We start from the raw sequence: 23,157 nt of genomic DNA on the forward strand, positions 1-23,157 counted from the left end.
CCTCACCCCCCCAAGAAACTCTTACGAACCTCAGGATCGGCCAGCAGTTCTTTGCCTGTGCCGGTATAGGCATTCCGCCCCTGAACCAGCACATATCCCTTGTCCGCGATCTCCAGTGCCTGACGGGCGTTCTGTTCGACCATCAGGATCGGCAAGCCAGTACGCGAAACCTCGATAATCCGATCAAACAGCTCATCCATCACGATGGGAGACACACCGGCAGTGGGTTCGTCCAGCATCAGAACCTTGGGCTGAGTCATCAACGCGCGGCCCACGGCGACCTGTTGGCGTTGACCGCCTGACAGCTCTCCGGCGGCCTGATTGCGCTTGTCGCGCAGGATGGGGAAGAGGTCATAGACCTGCTCCATCGTCTCGGTGATATCGTCACGTCGGATGAAGGCGCCCATTTCCAGGTTCTCTTCCACCGTCATGGACGTGAAGATGTTCGAGGTCTGCGGCACAAAGCCCATGCCTTTGATCACGCGGTCCTGCGGTGACAGCTTGGTGATGTCTTCGCCGTCCAGCCGAACCGAACCGGCACGTACGTCCAGCATTCCGAAAACGGCTTTCATCGCCGTTGACTTGCCCGCTCCGTTGGGGCCAACGATAACCGCGATTTCTCCTTTGTCGACCGCAATGGTGCAATCATGCAGGATGTCCGGGCCCTTGCCATAGCCGCCGGTCATCGTGTCGCCAATCAGAAAGGGGCCGCCGCCACCAACGTATTGTGCTTCACCACTTTTGGGATGCGCAGGCGTCATCGTGCCAACACCGTGCGTGTTGGTGATCGACGCGTCCTTGTTCCCTTTGTCGTCGTGGTAAGGATTGTCGCTCACGCGCCTGCCTCCAGCTTGTCTTTGTTCTTCAGGCCGGTGCCCAGATAAGCCTCGATCACATGCTCATTCGCTTTGATCTCGTCCAGAGTGCCCTCGGCCAGAACCTTGCCCTCGGCCATACAGATAACCGGGTCACAGATCTTGCCGATGAAATCCATGTCGTGCTCGATGACCACGAAGGTGTAGCCGCGTTCCTTGTTCAGGCGCAGGATGGTGTCGGCAATCGTCATCAGCAGCGTACGGTTCACACCGGCACCGACCTCGTCGAGAAACACGATCTTGGCGTCGACCATCATGGTGCGGCCAAGTTCCAGCAGCTTTTTCTGCCCGCCCGAGACCTGACCCGCCTTGTGGTCGGCCAGGTGTTCGATGGTCAGAAACTCAAGCACCTCATCGGCCTTGGCCCGCAGCGCGCGTTCTTCATCCGCGATGCGCTTGCGGCCAAACCAGGTGTTCCACAGCGATTCACCCGATTGCGCACCGGGCACCATCATCAGGTTTTCACGGCAGCTCATCGAGGAAAACTCGTGCGCGATCTGGAAGGTGCGCAGCAATCCCTTGTGAAACAGCTCATGCGGGGGCAGGCCGGTGATATCCTCACCATCCATAAAGACCTTGCCGCTGGTAGGTGGCAGAACGCCCGCGATCACATTGAACAGAGTGGTTTTTCCTGCACCGTTCGGCCCGATCAGGCCGGTGATCGACCCTTTTTGGATTTCCAGCGATGCCCCGTCCACCGCGTGAAATCCGCCGAAATGCTTGTGCACGTCTTCGACGACGATCATGTTATCCCCTTGCCTTTGCCTCGCGTCGCGAGGTGCAGCCTTTTGTCATTGAAACAGCCCGGACACAAGGCCCGGGCTGCTTGTTTTTATGGTATTTTACGTTTGATCAACGGAAGTTTACGGTCTTGTTTTCGCCGTCGGTCACTTCAATCTCGCGATAGGAACCGGCGCTTTCACCGGGGCCGATCAGCTCAACACCAGACGCACCGACATAGTCGATGTCCTGACCGTTGGCCAAAAGCTCCAGCCCCTTGGCCAGCTCACCCGGATAAATCTTTTCACCCGGTGCGTTGGCTACTTCCATGACCTTACCTGCGTAATCGGCCGGATTGGTCGATCCCGCAGCCTGCATGGCGAACATGAACAGCGCAGCAGCGTCGTAGGATTCCGGCGAGTACGGCGAAGAGCCGTCAAAACCGGCAGCTTCGGCCAGAGCAAAGTACTTTTCAGGACCTTCGCCACCCGCACCCGCGATCTGACCGAAAGAACCGTTCAGGTCGGGGCCGACATTGGCCGGCAGCGAGTCACCGATCATGCCGCCCGGCAGACCGAATGTGTCATATGCACCGCTGTCCAGCGCCGATTGGATGATGCCAAGACCACCCTGGTCCAGATAGCCTGCGACAACCAGAATGTCGCCACCTGCCGACGCCAGTGCGCCAACTTCAGCGGAATAGTCCGCCTTGCCGTCTTCATGCGCGGCCACGATGGTCACTTCGCCACCTGCGGCCTCGAACGACGACTGGATCGCATCCGCCAGACCCTTACCATAGTCATTGTTGGTATAGGTCAGGGCGATCGATTCGATGCCGCGATCCTTGAGGATGTCAGCCATAACTTGGCCTTCACGTGCATCCGACGGGGCGGTGCGGAAGAACAGACCATTGTCCTCCATTGTCGACAGGCCCGGAGATGTCGCCGAAGGCGAAATCATGACCATGCCGTTTGGAATCGCAACGTTCTGCAAAATCGCACCGGTCACGCCCGAGCAATCGCCGCCAATGATACCGGCAACACCGTCCGCGATCATGCGTTCACCGTTCGAGGTGGAAAGGCCGTTATCGATACAACCCGTGTCGGCACGCATACCGGAGACGGTGGCGCCATCCATGAACTTGCCGGACTCGTTGACTTCGGCAATTGCCAACTCGGCACCGGACCCCATTGCTGGTGCGAGAGATTCAATCGGGCCGGTAAAGCCGATCAGAATACCCAGTTTCACATCGTCTGCCATGGCCGCGCCGGCCAGAAGTGCAGTTGCTGCAGTTGCTGTAAGCAGCTTTTTCATACGGTTACTCCCTGTTATGAACAACTTTGTTCTGGCCCTGACCCTAGGCAAGCTGCCGGAAAAAGAAAAGTCCTAACGCAAACGTGTTTTTGCTGATCGGGAAACTAACTGTTTTGCTAGAAATTCTTCCGTGACCGTCACCGAAAGGGACCAGCATGTTTCGTGTCTTTATGATTCTGTTTCTCTCGCTCAGCGCTGTTTCAGCCGCGGCACAGACCCTGCCGACATCCGCCGGGAACATTGAAGTGACCCAAATGGTTGGTGGTCTGGACACACCTTGGGCGGTGGGCATCCTACCGGACGGGACGTTCCTGGTAACCGAGCGGGACGGTGATTTGCTGTTCGTCCGGAACGGTAAGGCCAACACGGTGCGCGGTGTTCCCAAAGTCGCTGCCACAGGGCAGGGCGGACTGCTCGACGTGACGATCCCCCGCGATTTCGCGCAAAGTCGCGAGGTCTTTCTGACCTTCTCAAAACCTCAAAACCGAGGGGCTGGAACAGCGGTCGCTGTGGCGCGCTTATCCGAGAACGGAAAACGCCTGACCAATGTGCGCGTGATCTACGAGGCCACGCCCGGCGGATCAGGTGGCAGGCATTTTGGCAGCCGCGTCGTTGAGGCACGGGACGGAACGTTGTTTGTAACGATCGGCGATCGTGGAAAGCCTGACAGCGCGCAAGACAGGTCATCTCCGATGGGTTCGGTCATTCGGATCAATCGGAACGGGTCTATCCCAGCTGACAACCCATTCGTCGGGCAATCGAACGTCAAACCCGAAATCTGGTCTTTTGGGCATCGCAACCCTCAGGGGGCCGCGCTGGATGCGCGGGGGCGGCTATGGATTTCAGAACATGGTGCACGTGGCGGGGATGAAGTTAACCAACCGCGCGCGGGTCGAAACTACGGCTGGCCCGTCATTTCTTATGGCACGCATTATTCTGGTCAGAAGATTGGCGAGGGCACCGCAAAGGCCGGATTGGAACAGCCGAAACTGTTTTGGGACCCTTCCATCGCACCCTCTGGTCTGCTGGTCTATTCCGGTAAACTTTGGCCGCAGTGGAAAGGCGACATTTTCGTTGGGTCGTTGAAGTTTGATTATATCGCCCGACTTGCAGGCAACCCGCTGCGCGAAGTCGAGCAAATCAAGGGCCCCGAGACTGAGCGCGTGCGCGACATTGTCGAGGCCCCGGATGGATCGATCTGGTTCATTTCGGTTGGGAAGGGTGCCGTGTACCGAATGGCACCCCAGGGTTAAACTGACAACCGACCGCTTTGCGCCCCACGCTCACGGTAGGGGGTGGTGTTGTAGTGCGCGCGGTAGCACTTTGAGAAATGACTGGGCGAGGCAAACCCGCAGGCAAGCGCTACGTTGATCACACTCATGTCCGTCTGCATCAAAAGGTTCCGTGCTTTGTGCAGTCGAAGCTCCATATAATAGCGCTTTGGCGAACGGCTAAGGTAACGGCGGAAAAGACGCTCCAGCTGTCTGGTCGACATTCCTACATCCTTGGCCAGAATCGAAGGTGAAATCGGTTCTTCGATATTCTTTTCCATCATCAGGATAACCTGGCTGAGTTTGGGATGGCGCACACCAATCCGGGTCGGTGTCGAAAGGCGCTGCGTGTCCTGATCCGTCCGGATCGACGAATAGATCATCTGGTCCGCCACCGCATTTGCCAGATCTTCCCCAAAATCATCCGCAATCAGTTTCAGCATCAAATCGATCGAGGATGTTCCGCCCGCAGTTGTCATGCGGCTACCGTCGATCTGGAACACCGATTTCGTCAGCTCTACCTCGTCAAACTCTTCGACAAAGCTGTCCGAGTTTTCCCAATGAATCGTTGCCTTCTTGTTGTCGAGCAAACCGGCTTTGGCCAACGTGTAGGCTGCGGTGCACAGCCCACCGATTCGCAGCCCTCGGCGCGCTTCGCGCCGAAGCCAGTTCAGAACGCGCTTGGTGGTCGCTGTTTGAACGTCCACGCCGCCGCAGATCAGAACCACATCATCGCGTTGCAGCTCCTCAAGATCCGTATCCAGCTTGAATTCGGTTCCCGCTGAGCATGTCACGGTTTCACCGCCTTCGCCCGACAGCGTCCAAGTATACAATTCCTGGTTCGCCATACGGTTTGCGATCCGCAAACTATCAAGGGCCGAGGCAAAAGACAGCAACGAGAACTTGTCCAGAAGAACAAAAACATAATGGCGCGGGATGGCCTCAGCGTCTTCCACTGTGACTGCCTGGCGTTGCACTTGCATGGCGGGTTGTCCTTACTTCGGCGCTGAATACGGCCGTATCCAGCGACAGATTTAGAACTCACCATGATCAAAGCTTGTTTGCGCCGTCAAGAGGCGCAAATGGGATATGGTCACTCTTCAAAGCTTTTTGTATAGAGGCCACCTGAACACTTCAGCGGAGATCAAAGCTATGACCGAATGGCAAAAAACGAACTGGCGCAACAAGCCCCGGGTTCAGATGCCAGACTATACCGACGCGGCCGCTCTGGCCAAAGTCGAGGCTCAGCTTTCACAGTATCCCCCGCTGGTCTTTGCCGGTGAGGCGCGGCGTCTCAAACAACACCTGGGTGCCGCCGGTCGCGGCGAGGCCTTCCTGCTGCAAGGCGGGGATTGTGCTGAAAGCTTTGAACAATTCAGCGCGGATGCGATCCGTGACACCTTTAAGGTGATGCTGCAGATGGCAATGGTTCTGACCTATGGCGCAAAAGTGCCGGTGGTCAAAGTCGGCCGTATGGCGGGACAGTTTGCCAAGCCTCGCAGTGCACCAACCGAGGTGTTGGATGGTGTGGAACTGCCCAGCTATCGTGGTGACATCATCAACGAACTGGCCTTCACGCCCGAAGCGCGCATCCCGAATCCGGCTAAGATGCTTCAGGCCTATACGCAGGCAGCGGCCACGCTTAACCTGCTGCGGGCCTTTTCGACCGGCGGTTTCGCGGATATGAGCCGTGTGCATTCATGGACCCTTGGGTTTACGGATGAGCAGGATGTGCAGAAGTACTCTGAGGTCGCGGATCGTATTCAGGACACCATCGACTTCATGGGTGCGGCTGGGATCACTGCGGACACCACGCATGAGTTCTCGACCGTCGAATTCTACACCAGCCACGAAGGACTGCTGCTGGAGTATGAAGAGGCGCTGACACGTCTGGATTCGACATCGGGCAACTGGCTGGCAGGGTCTGGACACATGATCTGGATCGGCGACCGCACGCGTCAGCCGGACGGTGCTCATGTGGAATTCTGCCGTGGCGTTCTGAACCCAATCGGCCTGAAATGCGGCCCGACGACGACGGCTGAAGACCTCAAGGTTCTGATGTCCAAACTGAACCCCGAAAACGAAGAGGGTCGCCTGACCCTGATCGCGCGCTTTGGTGCGGGTAAAGCAGGTGAGCACCTGCCGCGTCTGGTCAAAGCCGTGAAGGAAGAAGGCGCCAGTGTTACCTGGGTCTGCGACCCGATGCACGGCAACACGATCAAATCGGCCACGGGTTACAAGACCCGTCCGTTCGATTCTGTCCTGCGCGAGGTGCGTGACTTCTTTGGCGTGCATCAGGCCGAAGGCACCATCCCCGGTGGCGTGCATTTCGAGATGACCGGTCTGGATGTAACCGAATGCACCGGCGGCGTGCGCGCGGTAACCGAAGAGGATCTGTCGGATCGCTACCACACCGCCTGCGATCCGCGTCTGAACGCGTCCCAGTCGCTGGAACTGGCCTTCCTCGTGGCCGAAGAGCTGACAAACCTACGCCGCAACGGCAGCAAACGCGCCGCCAGCTAAACGGTCGTAAATCAATTGAAGCAGCGGGCCATTGGTCCGCTGTTTTTCGTTTTGTGAAACGTTAGTTGTCGCGTGACACCACCAATCGCAAGTGATTGGCAGGGCGTTTGAATTCGCCTTCGTCTTCCGCGAACCCTTGAACAGGTTGTGGTGCTACAGGGCTCGGGGTCTGAATATCAGCAACCGGCTTGACCCGCGTGTCCGAGATTGAGAACCGTCGAGGTGTTTTACCAATAGTTCCGTCAGCGACCATCACACCCAAAACGCGGCTGACATCGCCAAGATCACTTTTCAACGGCAGCAAAATCATTCGAGCCTGCATCCGTGCGCGACCCATTATTCCGCCCGAGATCAGCCCCAACTCTGCAGCAGCGGGCGCAGCAAACACCTGCTCAAGCACATCTTTGACCCCCGCGCGATCGTCGGGCTGGAAGAACGCGGTCAAGGGCATGCCCCGCACTTCCATCCCCGCAAGCGCGTTTAAATGGCTTCCGGCCAGACGAAACCGGGTAAGACCGGGCGCGATACGCTCTAGTATAAACGTGTATTCCAGGATGTTTTCCAAACCGCGCGGATCGATCTGAGAGCGCATGGGAACGCTGTCACTGCCCAGCAACGCGGTCCAATACGCCTCGGCCTGGCGGATCGGCGAAAGGCTGCGCCCATTGTCAAAGCGATCCATTGCGACGATCTTTCCAAATTCTGACCCGGAACCAATCCCGAAAAAGGTTTTCATCTTCTTACCCTTACGCCAAAAGGCCGCCATTTTCCTAAAATGCAACACATCGGGAGCATCTGCGGCCTGCAACCCATTGCTTTGGGCAGTGTGACTCGGGTTAATTCAATTTTGGAGCAATTCTTTGACGAATGGTTAACCCGCACCAAACAATTGCCACGTCAGCAAATACTTGCTCTGCACCGGCCTATAGCATTAGGTGCAGCAGATGTTTGAGGTTGCAGAACCGCTAGAAAGGGCAGGAATGATCAGATCCATGACCGGGTTTGCCTCGGGAAAGGGGCAGCACGGGCCACATAGCTGGACGTGGGAACTGCGCAGCGTTAACGGCAAGGGCCTTGATATGCGCCTGCGCGTGCCGGATTGGTTGACAGGTTTAGAAGCCGCATTGAGGGCAAAACTGTCCAAATCCCTCAGCCGCGGAAATGTTACTCTGTCGATGCGTCTGAGCCGCGAAGACTCGGCCCCGGACCTAGTCCTGAATGAAACCGCCATGAACGCGGCGCTGACCGCGCTTGAGCAGACAGAGCAGATGGCGTCGTCGCGCGGAATTTCTTTGGCACCAACGCGGGCATCAGACCTGTTGGCCTTAAAGGGGATGCTGGATGCAGGTTCGGACTCAGATGATCCAGGCCCATTGGTTGCGCATCTTGCTGCGGAATTTGACACGCTCGTAAGCGCCTTCCTCGACATGCGCCGGGCTGAAGGCGACGCATTGACTACTGTCCTGAACACGCAACTGGATCAGGTCGCCACTTTGACCGCGAAGGCAGCTGAGCTGGCGGAAAATCGCAAGGACAAGATGGCAGAAGCCCTACGGGAAAATCTGGCACGGGTTCTGGACAATTCTCAGGGTGCGGATCCCGAGCGCGTAGCACAAGAACTCGCTATAATCGCCGTCAAAGCCGATATCACGGAAGAGATCGACAGATTGGCGGCGCATGTCACAGCCGCGCGCGATCTGTTGGGGCAGAACGGCGCCGTTGGCCGCAAACTGGATTTTCTGATGCAGGAGTTCAACCGTGAGGCCAACACACTGTGTTCAAAGGCCCAAAGCTCGGACCTGACGGCGGTTGGGCTTGAGCTTAAGGCGGTAATAGATCAAATGCGCGAGCAAGTGCAGAACGTAGAATGAGTATGGGAACAACTGACATGGCGGATCGCCGCGGCCTTTTAATCATCCTGTCATCTCCGTCCGGGGCGGGCAAATCCACATTGGCCAAACGGTTGATGGCCTGGGATACGGATCTGGAATTCTCGATCTCGGCCACGACCCGCGCACCGCGCCCCGGTGAAGAACATGGGCGCGAGTATTTCTTTCTGTCAGAGGACGAGTTCAAGCAGCAGGTTGCCGAAGGGCAGATGCTGGAGCACGCCCATGTTTTCGGAAACTTCTATGGTTCACCGGCGGAACCCGTGCGCAATTCGATCAACACCGGCAAGGACGTTTTGTTTGATGTTGATTGGCAAGGTGAGGTGCAGATCAGAAACTCTGACCTCGGCAAACATGCCCTGTCGATCTTTATTCTGCCACCGTCGATCCCCGAACTGCGTCGCCGTCTTGAGACCCGCGGTCAGGACAGCGATGATGTGATTGGTAAGCGGATGCTCAAAAGCTGGGATGAGATCAGCCACTGGGGCTACTACGACTATGTCCTGATCAATGACGATCTTGAGGCGACAGAAGAAAAGCTTAAGACCATTGTCAGCGCCGAGCGAATGCGCCGCATCCAGCAACCAAAGCTGCAACAGCATGTGCGCAAACTGCAAAACGAATTCGAGGGCCTGTCATGACCATTTACGCGCTGGGGGATCATACGCCCGAGATTCACGAGGACACATGGGTCGCACCTGATGCCAACCTGATCGGCAAAGTGGTGTTAGAGCAGGGTGCCTCGGTTTGGTTTGGCTGCACGATCCGCGCCGATCATGAAGAAATTCGTGTCGGCGCAGGCAGTAATGTTCAGGAAAACTGCGTCATGCATATCGATGCGGGCTTTCCTTTGACCATCGGTGCAAATTGCACGATCGGGCACAAGGTAATGCTGCATGGGTGCACCATTGGCGACAACTCTTTGATCGGCATGGGCGCAATTGTTCTGAACGGTGCCAAGATCGGGCGGAATTGCCTGATTGGGGCAGGGGCCCTGATCACCGAGGGTAAGGAAATTCCAGATAATTCGCTGGTCATGGGTGCGCCGGGCAAAGTCGTGCGTCAATTGGACGACGCGGCGGCGCAACGCATCACCCTCAGCGCGCTGCATTATCAGGAAAACATGAGCAAGTTTCGCAAAACTTTAAAACCCGTCTCGTAAGGCGTCCGAGCCAATTGAGATGTAAGTTATGTCCACCGACCTGTTAGACGAATTTGTCCGAGCTATTCCGATGCCTGCGCTGATGGTGGATCAGACAGAACGGATAATAGCTGCAAACACCGATGCAACGACCCTGCTTGGCCTGAATATAGTCGGTCGGCATTTCGCCACGATCCTGCGGCAACCTCAGGTATTGGAAGCCATCGAACAAAGTCTTCAGTCCAAGAGCACGAAAAAGACGCGTCACCTGTCCAATGACGGCGCGCAGGACACGACATTCGAAGTTGAGTGCCGCTATATGAACGGGATTGGTGCTGTGTCCGGCGGTGCCATCCTGGCCACGTTTCAGGACATCACCCATCTGGAACATGCCAGTCAAATGCGTCGGGATTTCGTGGCCAATGTCAGTCACGAGCTGCGCACTCCACTGACGGCGTTGATGGGCTTTATCGAAACCCTGCGCGGACCGGCGCGTGATGATCCCGGCGCACGCGACAGGTTTCTCCAGATCATGACAGATGAAGCCAACCGGATGAACCGTTTGGTCGGTGATTTGTTGTCGCTCAACCGCGTCGAAAGTGAAGAACGCGTGCGACCCAGTGAGCAACTGGAACTTACCGGGCTGTTACAATCCATTCTGAATTCTGTTCGTCCGCTTGCCGAGGATGCAGGCGTAGACCTGACGCTTGAGGCTCAGGACGGTCCGGTCTCAGTGACCGGCGACAGTGACCAGCTGCGTCAGGTTTTCACCAACCTGATCGAGAACGGCATAAAATATGGCGGCAGCGGCGGAAATGTTTTGGTTCGTGTTTTGTCTATGGACCGGGACACAGCAATGCGGGGCCCGTCAGTGCGCGTACAAGTCATCGACCGGGGCCCCGGTATTGATCCGATTCACCTTCCACGATTGACCGAGCGATTCTATCGCGCAGACAGCCACAGATCCCGACAATTGGGCGGAACCGGACTTGGGCTTGCCATCGTCAAGCATATTGTCAATCGCCACCGGGGCCGGCTGCGTGTTGAAAGCGAGCTTGGTAAAGGCTCTGTTTTCACGGTGATTTTGCCAACTTAGCCCCTCGTCGGGCCGAACCTCGCGCAGCTTACTTTTGCAAAGCCGGGTCACTTTACGACAAGTAAAGCGTTACAAAACGCTGGTTGTCATAAAACCGTTACACACTTGTCACAAAAGGCTTACGCATGCGGCCTATGGGTTCGCGCAGGATCATCATGGGGGTGATCAAACATACCTTTTCAGGGAGACTGAAATGTCCTTTGTCAAACTGTCGGCTTCTGCGCTGGCGATTGCTGCCGTCTCGGCAACCACTGCTGCTGCCCGTGACAACGTACAGGTTGCCGGTTCGTCGACCGTTCTGCCTTATGCTTCGATTGTTGCTGAACTGTTCGGTGAAAACACCGACTTCCCGACCCCGGTTGTAGAATCCGGCGGCTCTTCGGCCGGTCTGAAGCGTTTCTGTGAGGGTGTTGGCGAAAACACCATCGACGTTGCAAACGCATCGCGTAAAATCCGCGAAAAAGAAATCAAAGCCTGTGCCGAAAACGGCGTGACCGACATCATGGAAGTCCGCATCGGTTATGACGGCATCGTATTTGCAAGCCAGCAATCCGGCCCTGCCTTTACCGCGTTCGAGCCTGCCGACATTTACAACGCCATCGGTTCGAAAGTCATGAAAGACGGCGCGCTGGTCGACAACAGCTTCAACAGCTGGGCCGAATTCAACGCCGATCTGCCGGACGTTGAAATCGCAATGTTCATCCCGGGCACCAAGCACGGCACTCGTGAAGTGTTCGAAGACAAAGTTCTGCTGGAAGGCTGCGAAGCCACTGGCGCCATGGAAGCCATGGTTGCAGGCGGCATGAGCGAAGATGACGCCGAAGACGCATGCCTGGACGTCCGCACCGACGGTAAGTCGGTCGATATCGACGGCGACTACACCGAAACTCTGGCGCGTATCGACACCAACCCCAACGGCATCGGCGTGTTTGGTCTGGCGTTCTATGAGAACAACACCGACAAGCTGAAAGTGGCCACCATGGGTGGTATCGCACCTTCGACCGAGACCATCGCCTCGGGTGAATACCCTGTGTCGCGTCCGCTGTTCTTCTACGTCAAGAAAGCCCATATCGGCGTGATCCCTGGCCTGAAAGAATACGCACAGTTCTTTACTGCTGACGAAATCGCAGGCGGTTCCGGCCCTCTGGCCAACTATGGCCTGGTTGCAGATCCTGAGCTGGCCAAGACCCAGGACGCCATCGCAAACGAAGTTACCATGGGTTCGGGCAGCTAATCCCGCCTTTGGCTTGAATGACCGGGGGCGGCAGCTTATGCCGCCCCCAACTGTGTTTTCCGAAATTCCCAGCCAAGACCTTACGGGGGTGTCATGCCGATACTATGGCTCTTTCTGATCGTGCTTGCGATCGCCGCAGTCGGTTATGTGTCAGGACGCGCACGCGCCTTGCAAAGCGCAGGCGGAGACAGCAGGAACCTGCACTCGCTGCCAACTTACTACGGCGCAAATGTAGCCCTTAAAGCGATTGTACCCGCCTTTGGTCTGCTGATCATTTGGCTGCTGGCCCAGCCGCTATACGTGTCGTCTCAGGTTTCCGAAATGATCCCGGAGACTTCCGTCAAAGAAGGCTCGTCACTGAGCCTGGTTATGGCTGAAGTACGCCGCACGGCGGACGGGCTGAACAACGCTGTGGCCGCCGGCGTGCTTTCGGAAGATCAGGCCAGCAACGCGCGCGCGGACGTAACCGACGTGACGCAGCGCCTGAAAGATGCCGGGCAGGTGGTAACGTCCGAGATCACTCAACCGGTTCTGCGGGCTGCACAAAGCTACCGCGCCATGAATTCCACCGGTTACGCGATCATGACGGGTGCGGTCATTCTGGTGGCTCTGATTGGAGCCGCAATCAGCTGGTTTCAGACACATTCCGACTACCGTGCCCGCAACGTGGTCGAGCAGGGGGTCCGCTTTCTGCTTCTGGCTGCGGCTTCTATCGCAATTCTGACGACTATCGGAATTGTTCTGTCGCTGGTCTTCAACACGTGGGAGTTCTTCAAACTCTATCCCGCGTCTGACTTCTTCTTTGGTACAACCTGGGCGCCCAGCTTTTCGGGCCGCGGCGGCGCATCGGATCTGGGGATCATCCCTCTGCTGTGGGGCACGTTCTATATCTCGCTGGTGGCTCTGCTGGTGGCTGTGCCCATCGGACTGTTTGCCGCGATTTACCTCAGCGAATACGCCTCATCCCGCGTGCGCTCTGTCGCCAAGCCTCTGCTTGAGGTTCTGGCCGGAATCCCGACCATCGTTTACGGTCTGTTTGCCCTGCTGACTGTCGGCCCGCTTTTGCTGGACGTGTTCGGCGATAACGGTTTTGGCTGGATGAAGGCAGGTACAGCCGTAATGACCGCCGGTATTGTCATGGGCATCATGCTGATCCCATTTGTTTCGTCTCTGTCTGACGACATCATCAACGCGGTACCTCAGGCGATGCGCGACGGATCTTACGGTTTGGGTGCGACTCAATCCGAGACCATTCGCCAGGTTGTTCTGCCAGCCGCGTTGCCCGGTATCGTGGGTGCGATCCTGCTGGCGGCATCGCGCGCCATCGGTGAAACCATGATCGTGGTTTTGGGGGCAGGGGCCGCCGCCCGGCTCAGCCTCAATCCTTTTGAAGCGATGACAACCGTCACCGCAAAAATCGTCAGCCAGTTGACCGGTGACGCAGACTTTGCCTCGCCCGAGGCGCTTGTCGCCTTTGCCCTTGGCATGACCCTTTTCATCCTCACGCTGGGGCTCAACGTTTTTGCCCTCTACATCGTGCGTAAGTATCGGGAGCAGTACGAATGACCGACGCAAGCATGGACACCCCGAACGCAGGCCGTCACGCGACTTCGTTGATGGCCTCGGACGCGCGTACAAAGAAGCGTGCGAATGCAGAGAAGCGTTTCCGCGCGTATGGTATCGTTGCAATCGCGACCGGGCTTTTCTTTCTGATCGTTCTGTTCGCTTCGATCCTATCGCAGGGCATCCCGGCCTTTCAGCGTACCGTTGTGAGCGTCGAGTTCACTCTGTCGCCGGCACAACGCGACGAAGCGGAAGGCACTCTGTTCAAGACCAAAGCCTATTCCGACCTGTTTATCGGTGCGCTGAACGATCAGTTGACCGAAAGCGGTGTAACCGTCGATTTCGATCAGGACGCGATTGAGCGTCTTTTGGGTAAAGTGGGTGGCACGATCCGCACCTTTTACGCGGACAACCCAGACAAACTGGGGGAACCGGTACAGTTCGATCTGGCAGCCTCAAGCCGGGTTGACGGGTACTTCAAGGGTCGCGTTTCGCGTGACACCCTGCAAGACAGCCGCTTCCTGCAGCTCAGCGACCTGGATCTGGTCGATGCCCTGAAAGAGGCAGGTATCATCAAGCAGGCATTTAACTGGCCCTTCATTACAGGTGCAGACTCGGGCGTGGACAACCCCGGAGGGGCGGGCATCGGCGCTTCGGTTGTTGGTTCGTTCTTCATGATGCTGGTGGTTTTGGCGCTGTCATTGCCCATCGGTGTCGCGGCTTCGATTTACCTTGAGGAATTCGCACCGCAGAACCGATTTACGGACCTGATTGAGGTGAATATCTCTAACCTCGCAGCCGTTCCGTCGATTGTGTTCGGTATTCTGGGTCTGGCCGTCTTCATCCAGTTTATGCATCTGCCGCAATCGGCGCCCTTGGTCGGTGGTCTGGTGCTGACCCTGATGACGTTGCCGACAATCATCATCTCGACCCGCGCTTCGCTGAAGGCGGTTCCGCCGTCGATCCGTGACGCAGCGTTGGGGGTAGGGGCCTCGAAAATGCAGGCCGTGTTCCATCATGTCCTACCACTGGCCGCACCGGGCATTCTGACAGGTACCATCATTGGTCTGGCGCAAGCCCTGGGCGAGACCGCTCCGTTGCTTCTGATCGGCATGGTGGGCTTTGTGGCGCGCGGTTATCCCGATGGCTTCGTCGCTGGCTTTACCGAGCCGAACTCGGCCATGCCTGCGCAGATCTACACCTGGGCCGCGCGCGCCGATGTTGGGTTTTACGAGAAAGCCTGGGGCGGCATTATCATCCTTTTGATGTTCCTGCTGACCATGAATATCATCGCAATCATCCTGCGCCGCCGCTTTGAACGCCGTTGGTAAGAGGGGGCAACAATGAACGACATGACACGAGTGGAGAGAGCCGTGGACTCCAAAGACATCAAGATCAACGCCAAAAAGGTTCAGGTGTATTACGGCGACACTCACGCCATCAAAGACGTGGATGTTGCGATTGAAGACAAGACCGTGACCGCCTTTATCGGCCCGTCGGGCTGTGGCAAATCCACGTTTCTGCGCTGTCTGAACCGGATGAACGACACCATCGACATCTGCCGGGTCGAAGGCGATATCCTGCTGGATGGCGAAGACATCTACGACAAGCGGGTTGACCCGGTTCAGCTGCGCGCCAAGGTGGGCATGGTGTTCCAAAAGCCGAACCCGTTTCCCAAGTCGATCTATGACAACGTGGCTTATGGCCCGCGCATTCACGGCCTTGCAAAGAACAAGGCGGAACTGGATGAAATCGTTGAAAAATCCCTGCGTCGTGGCGCGATCTGGGATGAGGTCAAGGACCGTCTTGATGCGCCTGGCACCGGCCTTTCGGGCGGTCAGCAACAGCGTCTATGCATCGCACGCGCCGTTGCGACTGAACCCGAAGTTCTGCTGATGGACGAGCCTTGCTCGGCTTTGGATCCAATTGCAACTGCGCAAGTTGAAGAACTGATTGACGAACTGCGCTCGCGCTATTCAGTGGTGATCGTGACCCACTCGATGCAGCAGGCCGCACGTGTCAGCCAGAAAACCGCCTTCTTCCATCTGGGAAATCTGGTCGAGTTCGGGGAAACCGGACAGATCTTTACCAACCCTGTAGATCCGCGCACGGAAAGCTACATCACCGGCCGTATCGGCTGAGTTCAGGTATTTGACAATGAGCGAACAACATATTGCATCCGTATTCGATCGCGACCTCGAGGCGATCCAAGCGCATATCATGAAGATGGGCGGCCTTGTCGAAGCCGCCATCATGAGCGCCGCGCGCTCGCTAGAGACCCGCGATGTGGAACTGGCGCAAGAAGTGCGGCAGGGCGACAAAGCCATCGATGCGCTGGAAGATATCATCGACGAAGAAACCGCACGCCTGATCGCACTGCGTGCGCCCACAGCCAGCGACTTACGGTTGGTTCTGTCTGTCCTGAAAGTCTCGGGCAATCTTGAGCGGATCGGTGATTATGCCAAGAACATCGCCAAACGTACCACGGTGCTGGTCGATGCGGGCGAGATCAACGGAAGCGCTGCAGCTCTGCGTCGTATGGCGCGCGAGGTCGAACGGATGCTGCGCGATGCGCTGGACGCCTATATTCAACGTGACGCAGAACTGGCGACTGATGTCATCAATCGCGATGAAGACGTGGATCAGATGTATAACGGTCTATTCCGCGAATTCCTGACCTTCATGGCTGAGGATCCGCGCAATATCTCCTCCTGTATGCACCTGCATTTCATCGCCAAAAACATCGAGCGCATGGGCGATCACGTCACCTCGATTGCCGAGCAGGTGGTCTATCTGGTCACCGGAGAGCGCCCAACCGAGGCACGGCCCAAGGCCGACACCACGTCGCAAACCGTGTAGGAGACGACCGAAATGTCCGCAGATCAACCGACAGTTCTGGTGGTTGAGGATGAACTGGCCCAACGCGAAGTGCTGGCCTACAACCTCGAAGCAGAAGGGTTTCGCGTCTCGAAAGCCGCCAGCGGCGACGAGGCCATGTTGCTGGTGGATGAAGATTGCCCCGATATCATCGTTCTGGATTGGATGATGCCGAACCTCAGCGGCATCGAAGTCTGCCGCCGCCTTAAAAGCCGGCCCGAAACGCGTTCAATTCCGATCATCATGCTGTCGGCGCGCACTGAAGAAGTCGACAAGGTGCGTGGTTTGGAAACCGGTGCGGATGACTATGTGGTCAAGCCTTATTCTGTTGTCGAACTGATGGCGCGCGTTCGCACACAACTTCGCCGGGTTCGTCCAGCTACCGTTGGCATTCGGCTGGAGTTCGACGATATCGTTCTGGATTCTGAGACGCACAAAGTGAGCCGCGACAGCAAGCCTCTGAAACTCGGTCCAACCGAGTTTCGGCTGCTCAGCACTTTCATGGAAAAGCCGGGCAGGGTCTGGAGCCGTGAGCAACTTCTGGACCGTGTCTGGGGGCGCGACATCTATGTCGACACAAGAACGGTTGATGTTCACATCGGACGTTTGCGCAAAGCCTTGACGCAACACGGTGGAGAAGATCCAGTTCGCACGGTACGCGGCGCTGGATACGCACTCGGCTAAAGTCGGGGAAGAACTGAAGTTTTCCGGATTATACTTGTCCAAAGCACGTCGTATGAGATTTCGACGTGCACTGTGTTTTACCGTTAGAAACCAGTTGGTTGAAACACTCACTGGTCACTCTTCAGGTAACATCATTATAACGTGTAATTGGTATTATGGTAATATTGCAGAAGTAGCTTGTCTAACGTTACGCACACGTACACTGTTTCTGTACTGGCTTTAAGCGTTCAGGAACGTAAATGAACTTCATAGATAAAACTGTTGTTGTAACAGGCGCCGCGCATGGCATTGGTCGTGGATTGGCCGAACGGTTTGCGCATGAAGGCGCGCATGTTGTGTGTTCGGACATCAACCAAGACGGTGCACAATCTCTGGCAGCTCAGTTAAATGGACATGCGTTTCCCTGTGATGTTTCCAGCGAAGACCAAATCAAGGCGTTGATCGACTTTACCGAAGATACGGTCGGCCCAATCGATTTGTTCTGCGCAAATGCCGGAATTTTGACGCTCGGTGGAATCGACACTGCCGATGAAGATTGGGACCGCATTTGGAAAATCAACGTGATGTCACATGTTTGGACAGCGCGGCATCTGGTTCCCCGCATGATCTCTCGCGACGGCGGATATATACTGACGACCGCCTCTGCTGCCGGTTTGTTAAACCAACCAGGCGCAGCTCCGTACGCTGTCAGTAAACACGCGGCGGTTGGATTTGCCGAATGGCTTGCGTTGACATACGGATCACAAGGTTTAAAAGTCTCGGTTTTGTGCCCGCAAGCTGTCCGTTCGAAGATGACCGAAGGACATGAAGTCTCGGTAGCGTCCATCGACGGAATGCTGGAACCCGGTGATGTTGCCGAAGCCTGTGTCAAAGCCATAGAAGCCGAACAGTTTCTTGTACTGCCGCATCCACAAGTTCTGGATTACATGCAGCTCAAAACTGCGGATTATGACAGTTGGCTATCCGGAATGTCTAAGTTACATCAAAAGTTTAATAGCCAATCTTAGCGTTTGGGATGAGCCTTGCGCATCAACCCTTCCTGAGCGACAGATGCCACCAAAGTACCATCTTCAGAGTAAATTGAGCCTCGATTAAAGCTGCGTCCCTGCCCTGTCCAAGGTGAGTCCATCACATAGAGGTGCCAATTCTGAAACTGAACAGGTGCATGGAACCAAAGCGTGTGGTCAAGACTCGCGCCATTGAATTCGCCGCTAAACCAACTCAGCCCATGGGGACGCAAGCCTGAAGACATGAGGTTCATGTCCGAGGCATAGGCCAGCAAAAGATGCTGCGTTTTCGCATCGGCTGAAGCCGCTGCAGACATCCGAAACCAGGTCTGGTTCCGGTCGTCAGAAACTTTTGGCGTAAACGGGTCCATAGGATCCACATCGCGCACCTCGATCGGGCGTTCACGCAGTAACTCACCGCGCAAGCGCTCGGGCACACGGTCAACATAGGATTGCCGCAGCTCGGAGCGGGACGGGTAGGTTTTGGGTGCATTCACAGATGGCATTGGATGCTGATGGTCCCAACCTTCGTCCTGAACATGGAAGGACGCAGACATGTTTAGAATTTGTTTTCCGTGCTGAATGGCAACAACGCGACGCGTTGTGAAAGAGCCTCCATCTCGCGCCCTATCAACCTGATAAATAACAGGTATTTCAGGATCGCCAGGCCGGATAAAATAGGCATGGAGTGAATGGCACAAGCGGTCGTCAACTGTCCGATACGCAGCAGCCAACGCCTGAGCAATGACTTGCCCGCCAAAGATACGTGTCGGCGTTTCACCACCCGAACCCGTGCCTCGGAACAAATCAACTTCCAGGCGTTCAATATCCAGAAGATCCAGTAAGACACGTTCCGCTTCGGTCATTTTAAGCCTGTAAAGTTAGGTAATCGCGCCTTGGGTACCAGCCCGGTTAAGATCATTCAATCATGGCCGCATGAACCAGTGCCTTAAGTTCAGCACGGGATGGGTATGAGCTGGATGGCGACAACTGGGTGAAGAAAACTGCCGTCAGGTCGTTCTGCCAATCGATCCAGAAATAGGTCGAAGCCATGCCGCCCCAACTGAAATCCCCAATCGAACCGGGCACCCGGACACGTCCGGGATTCAATACAACCGACCCTGCAAGTCCAAAACCCATCCCTTCCATTGGTTGCTCTGCAAAACTTTTTGGCCCCATCGAGGCGATGTCCCCCGGCAAATGATTGCGCATCATGAACTCGATGGTCTTTGGCCCAAGCAGGCGCTGGCCGTTACCAATACCGCGATTACGCAGCATATCCGCGAACTTAGCGTAGTCATCAAGCGTCGAGATCAGCCCGCCACCACCTGAAAAGGTCGTGGTTTCGAAGAACGGTGATCCGGCACAACTATCGACCAGTCGCAGGCTGTCATCGCCTTGATTGGCTGAGTTCAGCGCCATGGCGTCCCCAGCAAGGGGTGTGTAGAGCGAGGCAAATCGGTCCCCTGCCCCAGATAACACCGAAAAAGCGGTCTCGCGCATGCCCAACGGTTCAAAGATATGCTGTTCAAAGAACTGCGCTAGCGTCTGGCCAGAGACAACCTCGATCACCCGGCCCAGAACATCGGTGCCGACCGAGTATTCCCAGCGGGTGCCTGGTTGAAATGCCAGTGGAAGACCAGCCAAATCTTGCACGCGATCTGCCAGAAGTCCTTGATTTGGTTTGAACAAGAGATCTTGCTCATCCATGGCTTCGGGCAGAACTCCAGGGTTGAACGGATAGCTGAAACCGCTGGTGTGCGTCAGCAACTGATGCAGAGTTGGCGTTGGCGCATCTTCTGTGTGATCTATGGATTTGGCTTCTGGAACAAGCGCTCGCATCTCTTTGAATTCAGGTAAGAAGTCGGACACTGGGGCGTCCAAATGAAACAGACCGCGTTCCACCAACATCATCAAGGCAACGGATGTAATCGGCTTTGTCATCGAATAGATGCGCACCAGCGTATCGCGCTCAAATGGCAGATCGCTTTCTACGGACCTGAGACCACTTGCATGAAAGAATGCTTCGGACCCGTTTTGACGAAGTAAAAAAGAGGATCCTGCGTACTTCCTTTGCTCGACATAGCTGTCCATCCAGACCCGAATTCGATCCAGGCGCGACTGATCAAACATCACTGGCTGTAGAGGCATAAGACCTTCTTTCATCCGATTAACTTCTTTGAGTGTGTCGGTTTGAAGCCTGAGTTAACAGCGAAAATTTAATTTACCCATGGTTTCGCCTCAGACGACGCAAGCTTGCCCTGCATTGAAGTGTTAGACTGCGGCTATCTCGGATTCGCAGTGTGATGATCCGAACAGAGCCCCCAAACGGATGGAAGGGATCACCATGACGCAAAGCATCGATTTCGTTTACGACTTTTGCAGCCCAAATGCCTTTCTGGCCCACAAAGTGCTGCCGGATCTGGCCGCGCAGCACGATGTTGAGATAAATTACGTTCCTGTACTTCTGCCGATCGTCTTCAAGGCGACCCACAATCAAAGCCCATTTCAAGCGTTTTCGGAAAACCGTCAGAAAACCGCCTATTTGACCCATGACCTTCACCGCTTTGCGCGGCGACGCGGGTTGAGTTTTCACATGAGCCCGCATTTCCCCATGAACACCAAATTCGCAATGCGCGGAGCTCATTTTGCGAAAGGTAAATCTTGGGAAACCAACTATATAAACGCGATTTTTGATGCGATTTGGGTGCATGGGCAAAAGGTCGACGAACTGGCGGTGCTTGTCGACATCCTGCACGAGAACGATTTGCCTGTGCGCAAAATCCGCGAAGCCATGACCGGCCCCGATGTCAAACAAGACCTGAAAGATCAAACCAAGGCCAATGTTCGCCGCGGCGTTTTTGGCGTTCCTACCGTGTTCGTCGGGACCGAGATGTTTTTTGGCAAGAACAGCCTGCCGAACGTAAGGGTAGAGTTAGAGAGAGCACAAAGCGATTGATTTCCAAGGCTTACACAGTCAATTGAATGTGCTTCGCAGCGCCTCCAGCCCGTGCCGCGCAAACAATGGAACATAGGCGCCATAGGCCTTGGCTCGCTCCGGATCCGAAGCATTTCCGTCCAAAGCGCGCTTGTAGACGCCCTGCAAAATGCCGGCCATACGAAAGAAGTTGAAGGCCAGGTAAAACCCGAAGTTGTCAATGCCCGGCAAACCCCGTCGCTTGCAATATTGGGCGACAAAATCCTGATCACTAGGCAGACCCAGGCTGGCGCGATCTATCCCCGCCAGACCCCGCCCCTGTTTTCCCGGTGGCAGCTGCCATTGCATGATCACGGCGGCCAGATCCGCATATGGATGGCCAATTGTTGACAATTCCCAATCCAACACTCCAATGCAATCCGTGCCGTCCGGCGCAAACATCAGGTTGTCGATGCGATAATCCCCGTGCACCAAGGTGCGCTGCCCATCATCCGCGGGAACCGAGCGTACAAGTTCGGTTGCCAAAGCATCCATGTCTTCAATCACAGACGTTTCGGACGCGCGATATTGCTTGGTCCAACGCGATATCTGCCTCTCGTAGTAGTTACCAGCAGGTCCAAAATCGGACAGGCCGACAGCATCGATATCGACCATATGCAAACCGGCAAGCACCCGGTTCATTTCTTTCAAGACAGCAGTGCGTGTTTCATTGCTTTCGCCTTGCAGGGTTGGTTCGGGAAAGACCCTGCCGTGCAAACGTTCCATCACGTAAAACGCTGAACCGATTACAGTGTCATCCTCGCACAACAGGAACATTTCAGGCACCGGAACCTGACTGCCTGACAGCGCGCGTTGCACTCTGAACTCGCGATCGACGGCATGGGCAGATTTCAGCAGCACACCCGGAGGTTTTCGCCGCAGCACATAGGCGGCTTCGGGCGTTCGAAGCTCAAATGTCGGGTTGGACTGCCCAACCGTGAATTTGGTTGCCTCCAACGGTCCTTTGTATCCTGAAAGATGCGCGCTGAGATACGTATCCACGGCAGCCAGATCGAGATTGGTGTCATTGCTCATGGCTTATCTTCCGATCACAAGGCTTCTGCAAAAATATTACCAGCCGTCACCACATTGATCCCGCCGGAAACCGGAATTACGGCTCCGGTCACATAGCTGCCGCCCCGGCCGCACAGAAACAGCATGCACCCTGCAATGTCTTCGTCACGTCCGACCCGGCCCAGCGGGACGGATTTGCCAACTTTGTCCCGGGTGGTCTCATCCGCTGTGGCAAACGCTGTCATCCGGGATACAAACGGCCCCGGTGCCAGTGCGTTGACGGTGATGTGGTACGGAGAAAGCTCTTTGGCCATGATCTTTGTCAGATGCAGAACCGCAGCTTTAGACGCCGAATAGCTATAGGCCCCGTCCCCCATGGGCACTTCACCCATCACAGACCCAACATTGACAACACGGGCGGGATCGTCGGCGGTTCCCGATTTCATAAGTAAGGGTAAAAGCCTTTGGGTCAGTTCGAATATCCCCGTCACATTGACAGACATCACCTTGTCCCAGGCGTCATAAGGAAACTGCCCCAGCGGCGCGCCCCACGACACACCCGAGTTATTCATAAGAATATCAAGTGTTTCTGTTCGCTTCTGAATGTCTGATACAAGGTTGGCTATACCTGCCTCGCTACCTATGTCGCCTGCAAAGCCCTCGGCGTGTCCCGGCGCATCCAACGCGTTCAGCTCAGCCGCAACCTCGGCGCAGGCGTCCCCTTTGCGCGAGGCGATCAAAACGCGCGCGCCTGCTCGCACGAGCGCCTCGGCCGCCATACGCCCGATGCCTGTTGCGCCACCTGTGACAAGTGCGGTTTTGCCCTCAAGCGAAAATAGGGTGTCTGGCGTCATTCTGGTGCTCCTCACTCTCGTTGATGCCTGTCAGAGCTTGCCGTGATCCACCTGTTACCGTTACGGCAGGCGGCCGTCGTTCACGTTGACAAACTTTAAAGCGGCACCAAAACTTCCC

23 protein-coding genes are annotated in these 23,157 nt (G+C 56.0%); 14 read left to right on the plus strand and 9 right to left on the minus strand.

The window, feature by feature from the left end; translation table 11 throughout:
• Positions 1-2 precede the first annotated feature (2 nt).
• From GS636_RS01655 to GS636_RS01665, 3 genes are all read right to left on the minus strand, one after another.
• Positions 3-836, minus strand: a complete 834-nt coding sequence (locus tag GS636_RS01655; RefSeq protein ID WP_171090013.1) for an ABC transporter ATP-binding protein — start codon at positions 834-836, stop codon at positions 3-5.
• Positions 833-1,621: an ABC transporter ATP-binding protein gene (locus GS636_RS01660; RefSeq protein WP_171174031.1), complete on the minus strand. Its 789-nt coding sequence runs from the start codon at positions 1,619-1,621 to the stop codon at positions 833-835. The genes GS636_RS01655 and GS636_RS01660 overlap by 4 nt, the downstream gene beginning before the upstream one ends.
• A 106-nt stretch (positions 1,622-1,727) precedes the next feature.
• The gene (locus tag GS636_RS01665) at positions 1,728-2,909 is read right to left on the minus strand and encodes an ABC transporter substrate-binding protein (RefSeq protein WP_171090017.1); all 1,182 of its coding nucleotides are present in this window, start codon (positions 2,907-2,909) and stop codon (positions 1,728-1,730) included.
• 155 nt (positions 2,910-3,064) lie between these two features.
• Between GS636_RS01665 and GS636_RS01670 the strand changes: the two genes are divergently transcribed.
• Positions 3,065-4,162, plus strand: coding sequence for a PQQ-dependent sugar dehydrogenase (locus GS636_RS01670; RefSeq protein ID WP_171668225.1), 1,098 nt, complete (start codon positions 3,065-3,067; stop codon positions 4,160-4,162).
• Here GS636_RS01670 and GS636_RS01675 read toward each other — a convergent pair.
• Positions 4,159-5,163, minus strand: a complete 1,005-nt coding sequence (locus tag GS636_RS01675; RefSeq protein WP_171105248.1) for a GlxA family transcriptional regulator — start codon at positions 5,161-5,163, stop codon at positions 4,159-4,161. The two genes, GS636_RS01670 and GS636_RS01675, sit on opposite strands and share 4 nt — an antisense overlap.
• Positions 5,164-5,332: 169 nt before the next feature.
• Here GS636_RS01675 and GS636_RS01680 point away from each other — a divergent pair, with 169 nt between their 5' ends.
• Complete coding sequence (locus tag GS636_RS01680) at positions 5,333-6,703, plus strand: class II 3-deoxy-7-phosphoheptulonate synthase (RefSeq protein ID WP_171668226.1); 1,371 nt, start codon at positions 5,333-5,335, stop codon at positions 6,701-6,703.
• Between the two features lie 61 nt (positions 6,704-6,764).
• Here the strand turns inward: GS636_RS01680 and GS636_RS01685 are convergent, their stop codons facing one another.
• The gene (locus GS636_RS01685; RefSeq protein WP_171668227.1) at positions 6,765-7,439 is read right to left on the minus strand and encodes a PAS domain-containing protein; all 675 of its coding nucleotides are present in this window, start codon (positions 7,437-7,439) and stop codon (positions 6,765-6,767) included.
• Positions 7,440-7,683: 244 nt separating this feature from the next.
• Here GS636_RS01685 and GS636_RS01690 point away from each other — a divergent pair, with 244 nt between their 5' ends.
• The 11 genes from GS636_RS01690 to GS636_RS01740 all read left to right on the plus strand — a co-directional run bounded on the left by GS636_RS01690 (position 7,684) and on the right by GS636_RS01740 (position 18,194).
• The gene (locus GS636_RS01690) at positions 7,684-8,574 is read left to right on the plus strand and encodes a YicC/YloC family endoribonuclease (RefSeq protein ID WP_171668228.1); all 891 of its coding nucleotides are present in this window, start codon (positions 7,684-7,686) and stop codon (positions 8,572-8,574) included.
• A 17-nt stretch (positions 8,575-8,591) separates the two neighbouring features.
• Positions 8,592-9,233: a guanylate kinase gene (gene gmk, locus GS636_RS01695; protein WP_171090030.1), complete on the plus strand. Its 642-nt coding sequence runs from the start codon at positions 8,592-8,594 to the stop codon at positions 9,231-9,233.
• Positions 9,230-9,754: a gamma carbonic anhydrase family protein gene (locus GS636_RS01700; RefSeq protein WP_171668229.1), complete on the plus strand. Its 525-nt coding sequence runs from the start codon at positions 9,230-9,232 to the stop codon at positions 9,752-9,754. The genes gmk and GS636_RS01700 overlap by 4 nt, the downstream gene beginning before the upstream one ends.
• A 28-nt stretch (positions 9,755-9,782) precedes the next feature.
• On the plus strand, positions 9,783-10,829 hold the full coding sequence (locus tag GS636_RS01705) for an ATP-binding protein (RefSeq protein ID WP_171668230.1): 1,047 nt from the start codon (positions 9,783-9,785) through the stop codon (positions 10,827-10,829).
• Positions 10,830-11,022: 193 nt separating this feature from the next.
• On the plus strand, positions 11,023-12,063 hold the full coding sequence (locus GS636_RS01710) for a substrate-binding domain-containing protein (protein WP_171090036.1): 1,041 nt from the start codon (positions 11,023-11,025) through the stop codon (positions 12,061-12,063).
• Positions 12,064-12,156: 93 nt separating this feature from the next.
• The gene (pstC, locus tag GS636_RS01715) at positions 12,157-13,629 is read left to right on the plus strand and encodes a phosphate ABC transporter permease subunit PstC (protein WP_171668231.1); all 1,473 of its coding nucleotides are present in this window, start codon (positions 12,157-12,159) and stop codon (positions 13,627-13,629) included.
• Positions 13,626-14,957: a phosphate ABC transporter permease PstA gene (gene pstA / locus GS636_RS01720; RefSeq protein WP_171668232.1), complete on the plus strand. Its 1,332-nt coding sequence runs from the start codon at positions 13,626-13,628 to the stop codon at positions 14,955-14,957. The genes pstC and pstA overlap by 4 nt, the downstream gene beginning before the upstream one ends.
• 12 nt (positions 14,958-14,969) lie before the next feature.
• The gene (pstB, locus tag GS636_RS01725; protein WP_171090042.1) at positions 14,970-15,767 is read left to right on the plus strand and encodes a phosphate ABC transporter ATP-binding protein PstB; all 798 of its coding nucleotides are present in this window, start codon (positions 14,970-14,972) and stop codon (positions 15,765-15,767) included.
• 16 nt (positions 15,768-15,783) lie between these two features.
• Positions 15,784-16,485: a phosphate signaling complex protein PhoU gene (gene phoU, locus GS636_RS01730; RefSeq protein WP_171668233.1), complete on the plus strand. Its 702-nt coding sequence runs from the start codon at positions 15,784-15,786 to the stop codon at positions 16,483-16,485.
• A gap of 12 nt (positions 16,486-16,497) precedes the next feature.
• Complete coding sequence (phoB, locus tag GS636_RS01735) at positions 16,498-17,187, plus strand: phosphate regulon transcriptional regulator PhoB (protein ID WP_171090046.1); 690 nt, start codon at positions 16,498-16,500, stop codon at positions 17,185-17,187.
• 239 nt (positions 17,188-17,426) lie between these two features.
• The gene (locus GS636_RS01740) at positions 17,427-18,194 is read left to right on the plus strand and encodes an SDR family oxidoreductase (protein WP_171668234.1); all 768 of its coding nucleotides are present in this window, start codon (positions 17,427-17,429) and stop codon (positions 18,192-18,194) included.
• On the opposite strand, the gene GS636_RS01745 is transcribed toward GS636_RS01740, so the two are convergent.
• Together GS636_RS01745 and GS636_RS01750 are read right to left on the minus strand one after the other, a co-directional pair.
• A complete protein-coding gene (locus GS636_RS01745; RefSeq protein ID WP_171668235.1) occupies positions 18,191-19,060 on the minus strand; it encodes an acyl-CoA thioesterase II in 870 nt (289 codons plus the stop codon). The genes GS636_RS01740 and GS636_RS01745 overlap by 4 nt on opposite strands.
• 52 nt (positions 19,061-19,112) lie before the next feature.
• Positions 19,113-20,345, minus strand: a complete 1,233-nt coding sequence (locus GS636_RS01750; RefSeq protein ID WP_171668236.1) for a serine hydrolase — start codon at positions 20,343-20,345, stop codon at positions 19,113-19,115.
• A 196-nt stretch (positions 20,346-20,541) separates the two neighbouring features.
• Between GS636_RS01750 and GS636_RS01755 the strand changes: the two genes are divergently transcribed.
• Positions 20,542-21,153, plus strand: a complete 612-nt coding sequence (locus GS636_RS01755; RefSeq protein ID WP_171668237.1) for a 2-hydroxychromene-2-carboxylate isomerase — start codon at positions 20,542-20,544, stop codon at positions 21,151-21,153.
• An 18-nt stretch (positions 21,154-21,171) separates the two neighbouring features.
• Here GS636_RS01755 and GS636_RS01760 read toward each other — a convergent pair whose 3' ends face one another.
• Together GS636_RS01760 and GS636_RS01765 are read right to left on the minus strand one after the other, a co-directional pair.
• Positions 21,172-22,206 (minus strand): phosphotransferase, encoded by a 1,035-nt coding sequence (locus tag GS636_RS01760; protein ID WP_171668238.1) that lies wholly within the window; start codon positions 22,204-22,206, stop codon positions 21,172-21,174.
• A gap of 14 nt (positions 22,207-22,220) precedes the next feature.
• A complete protein-coding gene (locus tag GS636_RS01765; RefSeq protein WP_171183222.1) occupies positions 22,221-23,039 on the minus strand; it encodes an SDR family oxidoreductase in 819 nt (272 codons plus the stop codon).
• Between the last annotated feature and the right edge of the window lie 118 nt (positions 23,040-23,157).

This window comes from Ruegeria sp. HKCCD4884 (assembly GCF_013110855.1).
Taxonomy (GTDB): Bacteria; Pseudomonadota; Alphaproteobacteria; order Rhodobacterales; family Rhodobacteraceae; genus Ruegeria.